General features: G+C 65.5%; 12 protein-coding genes. 6 read left to right on the forward strand and 6 right to left on the reverse strand.

What is annotated here, in order from left to right; all coding sequences use genetic code 11:
• Positions 1-88 precede the first annotated feature (88 nt).
• A complete protein-coding gene (locus tag IPM18_14870) occupies positions 89-634 on the forward strand; it encodes a DUF2459 domain-containing protein (protein MBK9120860.1) in 546 nt (181 codons plus the stop codon).
• On the opposite strand, the gene IPM18_14875 is transcribed toward IPM18_14870, so the two are convergent.
• On the reverse strand, positions 631-1,494 hold the full coding sequence (locus tag IPM18_14875) for an MBL fold metallo-hydrolase (GenBank protein ID MBK9120861.1): 864 nt from the start codon (positions 1,492-1,494) through the stop codon (positions 631-633). The two genes, IPM18_14870 and IPM18_14875, sit on opposite strands and share 4 nt — an antisense overlap.
• 150 nt (positions 1,495-1,644) lie before the next feature.
• Between IPM18_14875 and melA the strand changes: the two genes are divergently transcribed.
• The 4 genes from melA to thiC all read left to right on the forward strand — a co-directional run bounded on the left by melA (position 1,645) and on the right by thiC (position 6,710).
• A complete protein-coding gene (gene melA, locus IPM18_14880) occupies positions 1,645-2,952 on the forward strand; it encodes an alpha-galactosidase (GenBank protein ID MBK9120862.1) in 1,308 nt (435 codons plus the stop codon).
• 310 nt (positions 2,953-3,262) lie between these two features.
• On the forward strand, positions 3,263-3,673 hold the full coding sequence (locus tag IPM18_14885; GenBank protein ID MBK9120863.1) for an Rrf2 family transcriptional regulator: 411 nt from the start codon (positions 3,263-3,265) through the stop codon (positions 3,671-3,673).
• A gap of 24 nt (positions 3,674-3,697) precedes the next feature.
• Positions 3,698-4,618: a DMT family transporter gene (locus IPM18_14890; protein MBK9120864.1), complete on the forward strand. Its 921-nt coding sequence runs from the start codon at positions 3,698-3,700 to the stop codon at positions 4,616-4,618.
• 316 nt (positions 4,619-4,934) lie between these two features.
• Positions 4,935-6,710 carry a phosphomethylpyrimidine synthase ThiC gene (thiC, locus tag IPM18_14895; protein MBK9120865.1) on the forward strand — a complete coding sequence of 592 codons (1,776 nt, stop codon included), beginning with the start codon at positions 4,935-4,937 and terminating at the stop codon, positions 6,708-6,710.
• On the opposite strand, the gene IPM18_14900 is transcribed toward thiC, so the two are convergent.
• The 4 genes from IPM18_14900 to IPM18_14915 form a co-directional block, all read right to left on the reverse strand.
• Positions 6,700-7,218 carry a hypothetical protein gene (locus IPM18_14900; GenBank protein ID MBK9120866.1) on the reverse strand — a complete coding sequence of 173 codons (519 nt, stop codon included), beginning with the start codon at positions 7,216-7,218 and terminating at the stop codon, positions 6,700-6,702. The genes thiC and IPM18_14900 overlap by 11 nt on opposite strands.
• A 6-nt stretch (positions 7,219-7,224) precedes the next feature.
• The gene (locus tag IPM18_14905) at positions 7,225-7,770 is read right to left on the reverse strand and encodes a hypothetical protein (GenBank protein MBK9120867.1); all 546 of its coding nucleotides are present in this window, start codon (positions 7,768-7,770) and stop codon (positions 7,225-7,227) included.
• A 12-nt stretch (positions 7,771-7,782) separates the two neighbouring features.
• A complete protein-coding gene (locus IPM18_14910; GenBank protein ID MBK9120868.1) occupies positions 7,783-8,871 on the reverse strand; it encodes a hypothetical protein in 1,089 nt (362 codons plus the stop codon).
• 490 nt (positions 8,872-9,361) lie between these two features.
• On the reverse strand, positions 9,362-10,264 hold the full coding sequence (locus tag IPM18_14915) for a hypothetical protein (protein ID MBK9120869.1): 903 nt from the start codon (positions 10,262-10,264) through the stop codon (positions 9,362-9,364).
• A 549-nt stretch (positions 10,265-10,813) separates the two neighbouring features.
• Here IPM18_14915 and IPM18_14920 point away from each other — a divergent pair.
• Complete coding sequence (locus tag IPM18_14920; GenBank protein MBK9120870.1) at positions 10,814-11,392, forward strand: hypothetical protein; 579 nt, start codon at positions 10,814-10,816, stop codon at positions 11,390-11,392.
• Between the two features lie 113 nt (positions 11,393-11,505).
• Here the strand turns inward: IPM18_14920 and rocD are convergent, their stop codons facing one another.
• Positions 11,506-12,720 carry an ornithine--oxo-acid transaminase gene (gene rocD, locus IPM18_14925; protein ID MBK9120871.1) on the reverse strand — a complete coding sequence of 405 codons (1,215 nt, stop codon included), beginning with the start codon at positions 12,718-12,720 and terminating at the stop codon, positions 11,506-11,508.
• Between the last annotated feature and the right edge of the window lie 149 nt (positions 12,721-12,869).

The following is a 12,869-nucleotide window of genomic DNA, read 5'->3' on the forward strand; positions in this document are numbered from 1 at the left end:
CCCGGGACGACCCGCGCGGGTGGGCGCGCCCCCGGCATGCTGTCGCACGATCGCGCTGCTCTTCCCGCTTCTAACCACCGGCTGCGCCATGCAGATTGCACCGCCGATCGCGGTTGTCGATCCGCAGACCGTCTTCATTGCTGATTACGGGTACCACTCCAGTCTCCTCCTGCCGCGGCCGGAGGGCGGCCTGGTGGAATACGCCTTTGGAGAGTGGGCGTGGTTCGCGGAGGGGCAGACGCAGGGGCACCGGGCTGTTGGTCTCGCGTTCGTTGCGTCGGATGGCACACTCGGCCGGCGGGAGTATCCCGCCCCGGCAACGACGGAGCAGTTGCACCGCTGGCTGCCGGTGGAGGCGCTTCATCCCGTGACGGTCGAACGCGAACGGGCCGCAGCACTCCGCGACCGGCTCGATGCCGAGTTCGAAACCGGCCGAGCGGTGCGCGAGCATCACAACCACGCTCATCGGTTGTGGTTTGTGCCCGCGGCGCGGAACTACCACGGCACGTTCTACAACTGCAATACGGCCATCGCAGAATGGCTGGAGGAACTCGGCTGCCGGGTGACTGGGGCGCGGGCGTTCTCCGCGTTCGAGTGGGTCGAGCCGTCGCAGCGACGGCACGGCCGCACCTAGCTACGAGCCGGGGTCACCGCGAACCAGTCGTCCCGGGGCGTCACGGTGAAGAATGCATGGTCCGGATCATGGCCGAGCGCGAGCAGCGCATCGTGTTCGACCACCCAGCGCAGCAGGGCACCTTTCGCCGCCCGGTTCTCCAGCGGAAAAAGGTCGTAGGCCATGTTGTAGGGCGCCCCGATGTGATGCCGAGTCGGCAGGACATCCCCCGCGAACACCAGCGGCCGCCGGCCGGCCAGGATGATCGAGGTGTGCCCGCGTGTATGTCCGGGCGTGGGCCGGGCGGTGATCCCGGGCAGGATTTCACCCGCCTCCGCATGCAATTCCCACGCGCCGGCCGCAGTGAGCGGGTCCAGATTCTCGGCGCGGTAGGTCGTCCGCATCACGGCGACGGCCCGGGTTGCATCATCGTACTCCTGCCGGCTGACATGCACGCGCGCGTGGGGCAGCGTCGGTACCGGCCGATCGTCTTCCAGGTGCGTGAGTCCGCCGGCGTGGTCGAAGTGCAGGTGGGTCAGGACCACATCGGTGATGGTGGCCGGGTCGATGCCGTGGCGGGCCAGCGCCGGCAGCAGGGCGCTCTCCGGCTCGAACGCGAAGATCTGCGGCTCCTTGCCGGTGTACTTGTCGCCGTGCCCGGCCTCGATCAGCACGCGGCGATCGGAGCCCGGCCAGTCGACGAGCAGGCAGTTGCAGGCCAGCGCGATCCGGTTCTGCTCGTCCGGCGGCGAGAGGCGGCTCCAGAGCGGTTTCGGAATGATGCCGAACATGGCGCCGCCGTCGAGACGAAACCGGCCCGCCTGGAGAAGTTGCACGCGGCAGCCGCCTAGGTCGATGGTTGTAGGCGCGGGGGTCGACATGCGGGGTCTCGCGTCAGGGAACGGAATCGACCGGGTGGAGTGTAGCGAACGGGTGGCATGATCGGAAGGTTCACGCGGACCGGTGTGGACGCTGTGCTTCGCGTATAATGCCGCCCTTGTCCCCGGAGAACCCCAACGGAGCGGCCGGCGATGCCCAATGTCTGTTTTCTCGGTGCAGGGAGCTTCTTCACGACACATCTCGCGACGGACGTCATGCAGGTCGAACGGATCGGCGGCGGTGAGTTCCGGCTCGTCGACATCGACGCCGCGCGACTCGAGTTGTGCCACGGCGTCGTGCGGGAAATTGCCCGGCGTGTCGGCGGCGACCGCTGGCAGGTGACGGCCACCACCGATCGTCGGCAGGCGCTGGCCGGTGCTGATTACGTGATCAACTGCATTGAGGTGGCGGGTATCGACACGGTGCGGCTCGACAACGACATCCCGCTGAAATACGGCATTTCACAGTGCATCGGAGACACGATCGGACCGGGTGGGCTGATGAAGGCGCTCCGCACCGGCCCGGTCTGGCTGGATGTGCTCCAGGATTGCGAGGAGCTTTGCTCGAACGCCTGGGTGCTCAACTATACGAACCCGATGAGCATTCTGTGTCTGCTCGCCCAGCGCTTCACCACGCTCCCGGTGGTAGGACTGTGCCATTCCGTGCAGGGTAGTAGCCGGCAGCTCGCTGAATATGCGGACGTATCCTACGCCGAGCTCGATTGGGCCTGTGCGGGCATCAATCATCTGTCGTGGTTCACACGGTTGAGGCACCGCGGGTCCGATCTATACCCGACCCTGTTGCAACGCATCGCCGAGCGGCCGGAGATCTACGAGAAGGACCCGGTGCGTTTCGACATGCTGCGCCACTTCGGGGCGTTCGTGACCGAATCGAGCGGGCATTTCTCGGAGTACGCCCCGTATTATCGGAAGCGCCCGGAGCTGATCCGGGAGTACTGCCGTGAGAAGTACCTCGGGCAGGAGAGCTTTTACGCCGATCACTGGCCGCAGTGGCGGCAGGACAGTGACGATTTCCGGCGACGCGTACTCGCGGGCACACAGGAGCTGAAACTCGAGCGCAGTCCGGAATATGCGTCGTACATCATCGAAGCGCGTGAAACGAACGCGCCGACCGTGATCCATGGCAACGTTGCCAATGACGGTCTGATCGACAACCTGCCGCAGAGCGGGTGTGTCGAGGTCGCCTGCCTCGTCGATCGCACGGGCATCCACCCCACGCACTTTGGCCCGTTGCCACCCCAATTGGCGGCGCTCTGTGCCTCCAACATGGCCATGTTTGAGCTGGCCGCGCTGGCCATCCTCGAACAGAGCCGCGAAGCCGCCGTCCATGCCCTGTTGCTGGATCCGCTGTCGGCTGCGGTGTGCAGCCCGGCGGAGATTCGGGCCCTGGCGGACGAGCTGTTTGCGGCGCAAGCACACTACCTGCCGGACTTGCGCTAGTGCGAAGCTGTTTGCATGGACCCGGTCGGCAGGTATAATGCCCATGTAAGTCGCGGCGCGAGCCGAACGACGGTGGCCCGCCCCACGCTGGGGGGCTCAGGTTGGTCATTCCCGCGGACGCATGGTCGAGAGAAGCAAGACGAGCAACGGTCGCAGTGGTTGGACCTTGGGTGTGATCGGACCGTGCGATGTGTCCGTGTAGCGCACTGCCGTCGGCCTGTCGTCCCGTGCTGGGCCCGCAGGACCATGCGTCTCGAATGATTGTTCAAGCTCAGCAGTTCAGAAGTTACGCGCATTGATGAGGTGATCCATGCGTTTAGGACGTGCGGCAACCTACGCCGTTCTCGCTACAACCCATCTGGCTCTCCGTAATCGTGAGACGCCAGTCCAGGGCCGTGACATCGCCGAAGCGTGCGCTGTACCGGCCGGACACCTCCTGAAAATCCTCCAGCAACTCGTCCGGGCGCAGGTGCTGAGCAGTGAACGCGGCCCCGCCGGTGGCTTTTCCCTGCGTCGCGCTCCCAGCGAGATCACCCTCTTGGAGGTCATCGAAGCGATCGATGGACCGATCAATGGCGATCTGACATTGCGCAATCTTTCCAACGGCAAGGACGCTGTCCGCTCCAAACTAGAACAGACCTGCCAGGCGGTTGCGGATCACGCGAAGTCGGTCTGGGGATGCATCCGGGTCGCCGACCTTGCGCGGGAGTCGGCGGCCTGACGACGCCCGGAACGGACGGCCGCCGTGTCCGCAGCGCCTAACTCAGCAGGATGCACGAGCGGCGCCGAGCGCTGGGGCGGGACCCTGATCCTGATCGTCTGCGCGACCCTTTGGAGTCTGAACGGGCCGCTCATCAAGCTGCTCGATCGCGAAGCTGTGCCGGCGATTTCCATCGCCTGCTTCCGGTCCCTGGTCGGGGGGCTCATCCTGCTGCCTTTCGGGCTGCGTTACGCGGCGTCGCTCCGCTCTGTGCCGCTGCGCTGGCCCGTATGGACGGCCTTCTCGTTTACTTTCATGACGACATCGTTCGTTGCCGCCAACATTCTTGCGCCCGCGGCCACTGCGATTGTCCTCCAGTACACAGCCCCGGTCTGGGTCTTCCTGTTGTCGCCGCTGCTTGTCGGTGAACGCGCCGGCCGTGCCGAAGGCGGCGCGCTGGCGGTCGCGATGCTCGGCGTCCTGGTGATCTTCGGCGTGGGCGGCGGAGCGCAGCCCGTCGGGCTCATGCTCGGCCTGTTGAGCGGCCTTGGATTCGGCCTGCTGACCGTCCTCCTGCGCAAGCTGCGCACCGTCCATCCACTCACCGTCGCGACCCTGAACGCGCTGGGGTCCGGCCTGGTGCTGCTACCGGCCGTGCTGTGGTGGGGGTCGTTCCAGCTCTCCCCCTTTGCGTGGCTGCTGGTGGGCGCGCTTGCCGTCGTGCAGTTCACGCTCCCCTACGTGCTCTACTCCTGGGCGCTGCAGAGGGTGGTGGCCCACCGCGCGGCCTTGATCCTGCTCCTCGAGCCCGTGCTCAACCCCATCTGGACGTACCTGGCGGTGGGTGAGCATGTCCCTCTCGGCACGCTGATGGGGGGGCCGCTCATCGTGCTCAGTGTCGCCGCCTGGCTCCTGCTCGCCTGGCGCCGCGATCGACAGCGAAGAAACGCAGCGCGACACGGGTAGTGAGCGCGCCGCCCTCTGGCGCCACCCCCCCCGGCGGCCCCCACTCAGCGAGTGCCCCGCTCGTTTCCCGATTACCTCTTCCATCCGGCCGCGCCTACAATCCCGACATCGTCCTAGGGGTGGTCCGCCGCGGCGGGCCTGAGATCGTCGGCGCGTTCGGCCGACAGACCCTTCGAACCTGATCAGCGTCGGGCCAAGCACGTGTCTCGTCTCCGCCGAAGCGCTAGAGTGCGGGTGCGTTGCCGCCGGCTGCGTAGGAAAGGAACCCGCCATGACTCAGCTCGACTTTGCCCGCCAGGGTGTCATCACACCCGAAATGGTCCGTGTCGCCATTCGCGAAAGCGTTACGCCGGAGTTTGTCCGCGATGCCATTGCCCGCGGTAGTGTCGTCCTGCCCGCCAACATCCGGCATCTGGCCGGTACCGGCGGGCGGGCGCCATCGTCCGAGTGGTACGCCCGCCATGCGGCCCAATGCAGCGCGTTGACGCAGGCCCGCGCCACCGCCAGCACAACACAGGTTCTCACCCACGCCGCGGCCGGACCGCAGGGCGGCCATGGTCACGGCCGACCCTTGCCGCAGCGAACGGCTGGGACAATTTCCCCGACTGGTCCGACGGCTGGTGGGTTCGCGCCGTCGCCTTTCCCCCTGCCGAATGACTTCCTCTATCCGACCGCGCCGCTCGGCCATCCCACCAGTGGGCCGGCTGCCGCTCATTGGGTCAACCAGACCGTAGCCCAGCGCCGCACCTGGTTGTTTGATCCGGGCCATTGCCGCGGGGAAGCGGCCGCCAAGCACCTCGATCCGACCGCCATCGGCCGGCCCCTCACCACCAAGATCAACGCCAACCAGGGCGCCAGCCCGGTGAGCAGCAACACCAGCGAGGAACTGGACAAGCTCCGCCACGCGATCCTCTACGGTGCCGACACCGTGATGGATCTCTCCACCGGCGGCCAACTCGATGAGTGCCGGCAGGCGATCATCGACCACAGCGTGGTGCCCGTCGGCACGGTGCCGATCTACAGCATGATTCTGGGGCGGCGCATCGAGGAGCTTGACTACGACACGATTCTCCGGGTCATCGAACACCAGGCGCAGCAGGGGGTGGATTACTTCACGATTCATGCCGGCATCCTCCAGGAGCACCTGCCGCTGATCCGCGGCCGGATCACGGGGCTGGTGAGCCGCGGCGGGTCGCTGCTGGCGAAGTGGATGATTCACCATGGCAAGCAGAACCCGATGTACACGCTGTTCGACGAGATCAGCGCGATCATGCGGGAGTACGACGTGACGTACTCGCTGGGGGACGGCGTGCGGCCGGGGTGCCTGGCGGACGCGAGCGACCCGGCGCAGATCGCGGAGCTGCATGTGCTGGCGGAGCTGGTGCAGCGGGCGCGCGCGGCGGGGGTGCAGGTGATGGTGGAGGGGCCGGGGCACGTGCCGCTGAACGAGATCGCCTGGAACATGGAGCACCAGCGGGCGGTGTGCGACGATGCGCCGTTCTACGTGCTGGGGCCGCTGGTGACGGACGTGTTTCCGGGCTACGACCACATCACCAGCGCGATCGGGGCGACCGAGGCGGCCCGGGCCGGGGCGGCGATGCTGTGCTACGTGACGCCAAAGGAGCACGTCGGTCTGCCGAAGGCCGAGGATGTGAAGCAGGGCTGCATCGCGTACAAGATCGCGGCGCACGCGGGCGACATCGCACGGGGTGTGGCGGGTGCGCGGCAGTGGGACGATGATCTGAGCAAGGCGCGGGCGGCGCTGAACTGGCCGAAGCACTTCGAGCTGGCGTTCGACGGGGAGACGGCCCGGGCGCTGCACGACGAGGACCTGGCGGTGGACACCGATTTCTGCGCGATGTGCGGGCACGACTGGTGCAGCATGCGTATCAGCAAGGAGATCGAGGAGTGGGCCAGCGGCAAACACGCGGGCTACGCGCCGGAGAAGAGGGCGGCGCAGAGTCCGGGGTTGACGGCCGAGCAGCAGAAGCTGCTGGCGGAGCGGGCAAAGGGCCACAAGCTCGGCTGTCACAGCGACAACGCGGCGGAGGATGAGGAGGTGCGCCGCGTGCAGGTGGAGCTCATGCGCTGAGGAGATTCGCCCGCGGACGCCGATCGGGTTGCGGAAGACGCCGGCGCGAAGGCGCGGCTGCTGCGTACGTGAAGAGCGCTGCGACCGAAAACAGAGCTACGCACAGGAGGAGCATCCACAGGTGCGCACCAGCGGTTACCGCGCGCTCAGACACCCCGAAGCAACCGCATGGCACGATCATGCCGTTCGCATACAGGTATCCGTGCAGCCCGGCGAAGACGGCACTGCTGAACGCATAGAGCAAACCGCCGACGATCGCGGTACGTGGGAACACGATGAGGGTGGCGACGACAAGCTCCCCGACTGGAACGAGCCATGCGAGCAAGGGCAGCCACGCGCGCTCAAAGAAGCCCATCGTGCGCAGCGCCTGCTCGAAACCGTGCAGGTCCGAGAGCTTGGCGACCGCTGAGAACACAAACACCAGCGCGAGCACCCACCGGCACGCCTCGAACGCCAAGACGCCCGCTCGCCCCATGCTCGCTTTGCCCACTGCCGCACGGTGTGCCATCCGCGCTCAACCTCCGTCATTGGCCGTCGAAGTGGTTGTGTCAGGATGCGGTGCAGCATCCGACGCAGCGCGACGTAATGCGCCGATTTGAACAAGGGCGACCCAGCCGGCCGCGAGCATGATGGCCCCGTACCAGGTCGCAATGGCCAGGGGAGTAGTGGAAGCCGGTGTTTCCTGGACGCCGGCACATCCCACGGGCACGAGCACGCCGTTGAAGTAGAGAAATCCGCACATGGCGGCACTCGCAGCGCCCAGAAAGAACGACAACAACGCGCCGCCGACTCGTGCTGTGGACAGCGCAAGCATCGCCGCGGCGAGCAACTCCGCAGTGGGGATCGCGTAGAGGATGGGCGCTGGGGGTGTGTACCCGAAGAAACCGGTCGCTGCGAGCGCGCGCTCGAACGCATCGGCGGCAAAGAACTTGACACCAGCCGAGATGCCGAGTGCGGCAGCGAGGAACAGGGGCAGCGCACGCGCGCTCCGCTTCGCATCAAGGCAACTCTGGGGGCCGCGACCGCCGACGGTACTCGGTAAGCGAGCCGTGGTGAACATACGACCGTCCGCCTACGCCGCACGACTCGCCGCGCAGCGAGAACGCCACAGAACTCCAAGTCCCAGAGCACCTGTCGCTGCTGCCGCACCACCGGCGATGATCCACATCGCATGGCCGCGCTTACGGAGCACTTCGGGCGTGGCCAACTGGGCCATGAATGTTTGCCGGAGTCGTTCGATCTCTTCCGGATCATGCTGACGATGGGAGTCAGGCCGGCCCGTGACCCAGCTCTCATGGGTGCGACGATCAAATACGTTCACTTGGTCGGGATACGTGAACATCAGATCCGCACGGGTAATCGGCTTCTGCGTAACGGTAGCCTGGTAGTGAAAGATCACACGTTCCTCGCGCAGAACAACCGAGTTGTAGAGCATGATCACGGCCTCCGCGGGGGCATACACGTCGCCGACGCGCGCAAACTGGGTCGTCTGCATGTCCCACAGAACCTGCCGGTCCGCATGTTCGCCAATCACCATGGCGATTCGACGAGTAGCACTACCCCGGTCACGATCCAGTTCGATACTTGCCATCCAGAGTGAACCCTCTGAGGCATCCTGCAACACGAAATACAAAGTGTCGTCGACGAAGGACCGCAGCGAACGCGCGAGTGTGCCCGCATAATCATTTACCGGCCAGTCGAAAAGTCGATACTCCATCGGCGTCAATACCGGGACCAAGCACATCAGAGGGCTTGCGGCCTGATCGTCGAGGGTTCCGGTCATATGCCTTGGCGAGAAGCGGGTATGCACTCCATCGACCCACGCTACGAGCTGATCTTCTACGATCGCACCATGCTCGTCGACCTCCTGCAATCGAAGTCGGAAGTCCGGCCGGCGCAAAAGGAGATCGAAGCGCCAGGCGACTCCGGATTCGGGCCGGCTCTGCCACAAGCTGGCGTCGAGCCAGTCGGCTCCGGCGGGCACGCGATATTGTGTAAGCGTGCCTGTGACATGTACTGAGTCGAAGCGGCGATTTCGCTCAAGCCATGCGCTCAAAGCATCCAGCGCGTCGTCGGCGCGGACCAGGGTCGCGTTGACCGCAGCAACAACGAGCACCGACACGATACATGCAATACGTGAAACATCCGTGCTGGATCGCATGAACAGCACTCCGTAACCTGCTCGCAGCCCTCCCAGGAGACGATTCCGAGTGCTCACCGGCTGCGGCTTCGATGCGACGAGACCACACGGTGCTACGCGAACTCCACTCATGGATACGGTTGGTCACCCGTGCAACCGATTACGCTGCATGTGTCTGGGCTGGTGCTGCCAGTGCAGACCAAGGCCCCGCCGACGACTTGACAGAGCCCATGTACCAGGCGCCCGCACGCCGGGGAAGATCCGGCTGTAATGCAGCGTCGGTCAGCGGCGAAGACACACATGTTGACCACGTTGTCACCTGAACAGAAGCTGCACGAGGCGCCTGCGCGCAAGTTCAAGCATGACTCCGTTTGGGTGGTCTGACCGCAATGGACTCCGTGTGCGCATCTCATTGCGATGAGTCCCGGCCCGGGCACTTCGCTACCCAGCGCCACGACCAGGGTACAGAACCCCAACGCCGTCGCCAGTAACCCCAATCTCAGCACTGCGTTCATGGCTGATCTCCCTGCAAACTGCCCCCGGAATCAACCCCGGCCGGAATGCCGAGGGGGGCATCCAGAATCGGCGGATCCGGGAAACAGTCGAACCGTACCGCGCGCCCCCGCAGGTTACCGGCCCGCGCATTGTTCCCCGGTAGCCAGCCCGCAGGCAGGTCCACCGGTCCCGCGTGCCCGTCGCAATAGACGATCCAGAACCTCGGCCCCGCTGTGTGCCAGCCGGCGACACCGTGACTGCGAAAAGTGAGGCGATCGCGCTCGTCTCGAAGCTGCATCAGGTTGAAGATCGTCGGCATTTCGTAGTAGAGAACTGTCTCGGCGGGCGACGGAATCCGGCTGTAGCTGCGCAGAAAGACTCCGAACGAGTACATGTGGCGCTGCCCTGAAATGTCGCGCGGCCCGTACGCGCGCACGGCATTGCCCCAGTAACTCGTGCCAACCGTGTGAAACGCGCTGCGCCGACGCAGCGACTCATCCCAGATCTTCCAGTCGTAACCGACCTGCGGATCAAACCCTGTGTCCAGCGGGCAGCGGAACACCCGGCTCCCCGGCCCCATTCCCCCGGTAAGCGACAGGAACGGGTTGAGCGGCCGGGTTGGGGAGGCCTGGATGCCCCCAGCAGCGAGTCGCCCTCCGAAGGCGTCGACGGCACCATCCGCACCGCCGAAGTCGTAGATCCCATCGTCGTAGCGAGTGTTGTGGTCGGCCCAAGGGTGCGCGGGCAGCACGCTCGCCCCGCGATCCTCCGCTGAGTATGCGATCGACGCCGTTGCCAACGTGCGCAGGTTGGCGAGACACTCCGTCTGGCGTGCCCGGGCGCGCGCTGCGTACACGGAGGGTAGCAGCACCGACAGTAGCAGAAAGACGAGCGTAACAACGAGCAGAAGCTCGATCACCGTGAATGCGCCGGACGCACTGGACGGCCCGCCCGCTACTCGATCTGGAGGTGCGCCCGCCACGAAAGCTCCCCAATAGTCGACCTGACCGCGGGGTGGCAGGGGAGGCCCGTATTGATGTGTTCCCCTGTCTGAGCCCCAGTAGCAGTAAGTCTAGCCGCGCTTTCCCCCCCGTCAACTAGCCATTCCGAATTGGGGGGCCGGGCCGCCGCCGCGGGCGCCGGCCGCCGGCCTCTGCCAAAGCGGAGGCTTTCGGGACCGCATGGAGTCGCCGCCGCTGTGGTAAGTTCGCATGTGCCCTTGCGGCGTTGTCAAGTGATCTATACTGAACACTTTCACGAACGACAATGAAACGCACAAAGGTTGCGAGGAGCGGTTGCGTTTGATCCGTCCTTCGACGGAGTTCTGGCACCCCGCACAACCGGAGGGTGTTGTTCACACATGACCCGACCCCAAGGCGGCGGAGTACGTGACGTCCTCACACTCACCGATGACGGCTTCACCGTCCGTGAAGCCGGCGGTGCAGCGACTACCGTCCGCTGAGAGCAGGTGCGGGGGATTGGAGCGTACAAGCGCGACTTGTTCATGGTCGACGAGATCCGGCTCGCGTTCCGCTTGCACGGTACCGCAGACTGGGTGCACGTGTCCGAAGAGGATGAGGGCTTCGACGCACTTCTGAAGGAAATCGAACGGCGCTACTCCGATCGCAATCGCGACTGGTGGTACCAGACCGCAGTGCCCGCATTCGCGCATTGCTGGACCATCATCTGGGGCGATGTGCCGCCCGTGCTCGCATGCCAGAAGTGCGGCTACGACCTCGAGCACCTCGACAGCACGCTGCAGTGTCCCGAGTGCGGGCACCAGAACGATCCACACAGGTGTTGGGGTTGCGGTGGCGTTGGGCGCATGCCCCATGACAGGAATCACGACATCGTGTTCTGGACGCTCTTGATTGCGGTCGTCGGGCTCGGTTTGGGAGTGTTCGCGCGTGTGTGGGTCATGGCAGGCGTCGGGGCTGTCGCGGGTGGGGTGGCGGTGGTTTGCGGAATGTGCCTGCCGCGCCAGCGTGTGTGCGCGTACTGCAAAGGGAGCGGAAGAAGGCGCGTAAGTGAACATCTGTCGTCGTGAGGTTGTGTGGTCTTCTGTCATGGCGCCGCCTGCGGACCTGCAGAATGCCGCCCCAGCAGGAGTCGAACCGTTCACGGCGCGCTGTACGGTCGGCTACGGGGCTGCCGAATTTCTTACCTCAATACCGCCTCGATCCGCTCCAACGCCCAGTCCAGCTCCTCCGGCGTGATGCACAGGGGTGGGGCCAGCCGAATCGTCTGGGCGTGCGTGTCCTTGCAGAGCAGGCCCTCCGCCATCAGCTTCTCGCAGTACGGCCGGGCTTTGCCGGCGCTCTCCTTAAGTTCGATCCCGGCCCACAGGCCACGGCCGCGGACCTCGCGAATCTTGTCGGTCTTCAGGTGGGCCAGCCGTTCAAACAGGTAAGCGCCGAGCTTGGCCGCATTCTCCTGGTAGGTGCGGCGATTGAGTATCTCCAGCACTTTCGTGGCGACGGCGCAGGCCAGGGGGTTGCCGCCGAAGGTGCTGCCGTGATCACCGGGCTTGAAGACGCTGATGATCGCGCGCGTGGTCGCAATCGCCGAGATCGGCATGATGCCGCCGCCCAGTGCCTTCCCGAAAATGTAGATGTCGGGATGGACGTTCTCGTGCTCGCAGGCGAAGGTCTTGCCGGTGCGGCCGAGGCCGGACTGGATCTCGTCGGCGATGAACAGGACGTTGTGAGCGCGGCACAACTCGCAGGCCGCCTTCAGGTAACCCGGCGGCGGCACGATGATACCGGCCTCGCCCTGGATCGGCTCGACGAGGAACGCGACGGTTTCCGGCGTGAGGGCTTTCCTCAGGGCCTCGAGATCGCCATAGGGGACCAACTCGAAACCCGGGGTGAAGGGGCCGAAACCAAAGCGGCTCTGCTCGTCGTCGCTGAAGCTGATGATTGTCGTCGTGCGGCCGTGGAAATTGCCCGTGCAGCAGAGAATCTTGCCCTGGTTCTCGGCCACGCCCTTGACGACGTGTCCCCATTTCCGGGCGGTCTTCAGCGCGGTCTCGACGCCCTCGGCGCCGGTGTTCATCGGCAGGATGGCTTCCATGCAGCAGAGGTCGGCCAGCCCGGCGCAGAACGGCCCGAGCTGGTCGTTGTAGAACGCGCGCGAGGTGAGCGTCACACGGTCGAGCTGCGCCTTGGCTGCCGCCACCAGTTCCGGATGCGTGTGGCCGAAGTTCACGGCCGAGTACGCGGCGAGCATGTCCATGTAGCGCCGGCCCTCGACGTCGGTCACCCACACGCCTTCTGCGTGTGCGACGACGATCGGCAACGGCTTGTAGTTGTGGGCCGAGAACTGCTCCACCTGGGTGATATGGCTGGCGCTGTCGGTGTGTGAGGCGGTCGTCATCGTGCGGCTCCTGCCTGCGGGTTGATGCGGGCATGATAGCGTGGGAACGAGCGGGCGTGGCAAGTGCGGGTACGGAACGGGGGCAGCTCGTTTTGACGTGTGCAGGCACTGCGTCCAAGATGCGCGGTCGGGTCGCCACGGGCCGGCGT

It is taken from the genome of Phycisphaerales bacterium (genome assembly GCA_016716475.1).
Lineage (GTDB): Bacteria > Planctomycetota > Phycisphaerae > UBA1845 > Fen-1342 > JADJWG01.

Bases quoted from the DNA above. Each gene is read 5' to 3' on its own strand.
- IPM18_14870 (MBK9120860.1), top strand. From the start codon at position 89: ATGCAGATTGCACCGCCGATCGCGGTTGTCGATCCGCAGACCGTCTTC.
- IPM18_14875 (MBK9120861.1), bottom strand. From the start codon at position 1,494: ATGTCGACCCCCGCGCCTACAACCATCGACCTAGGCGGCTGCCGCGTG.
- melA (MBK9120862.1), top strand. From the start codon at position 1,645: ATGCCCAATGTCTGTTTTCTCGGTGCAGGGAGCTTCTTCACGACACAT.
- IPM18_14885 (MBK9120863.1), top strand. From the start codon at position 3,263: ATGCGTTTAGGACGTGCGGCAACCTACGCCGTTCTCGCTACAACCCAT.
- thiC (MBK9120865.1), top strand. From the start codon at position 4,935: ATGGTCCGTGTCGCCATTCGCGAAAGCGTTACGCCGGAGTTTGTCCGC.
- IPM18_14900 (MBK9120866.1), bottom strand. From the start codon at position 7,218: ATGGCACACCGTGCGGCAGTGGGCAAAGCGAGCATGGGGCGAGCGGGC.
- IPM18_14905 (MBK9120867.1), bottom strand. From the start codon at position 7,770: ATGTTCACCACGGCTCGCTTACCGAGTACCGTCGGCGGTCGCGGCCCC.
- IPM18_14910 (MBK9120868.1), bottom strand. From the start codon at position 8,871: ATGCGATCCAGCACGGATGTTTCACGTATTGCATGTATCGTGTCGGTG.
- rocD (MBK9120871.1), bottom strand. From the start codon at position 12,720: ATGACGACCGCCTCACACACCGACAGCGCCAGCCATATCACCCAGGTG.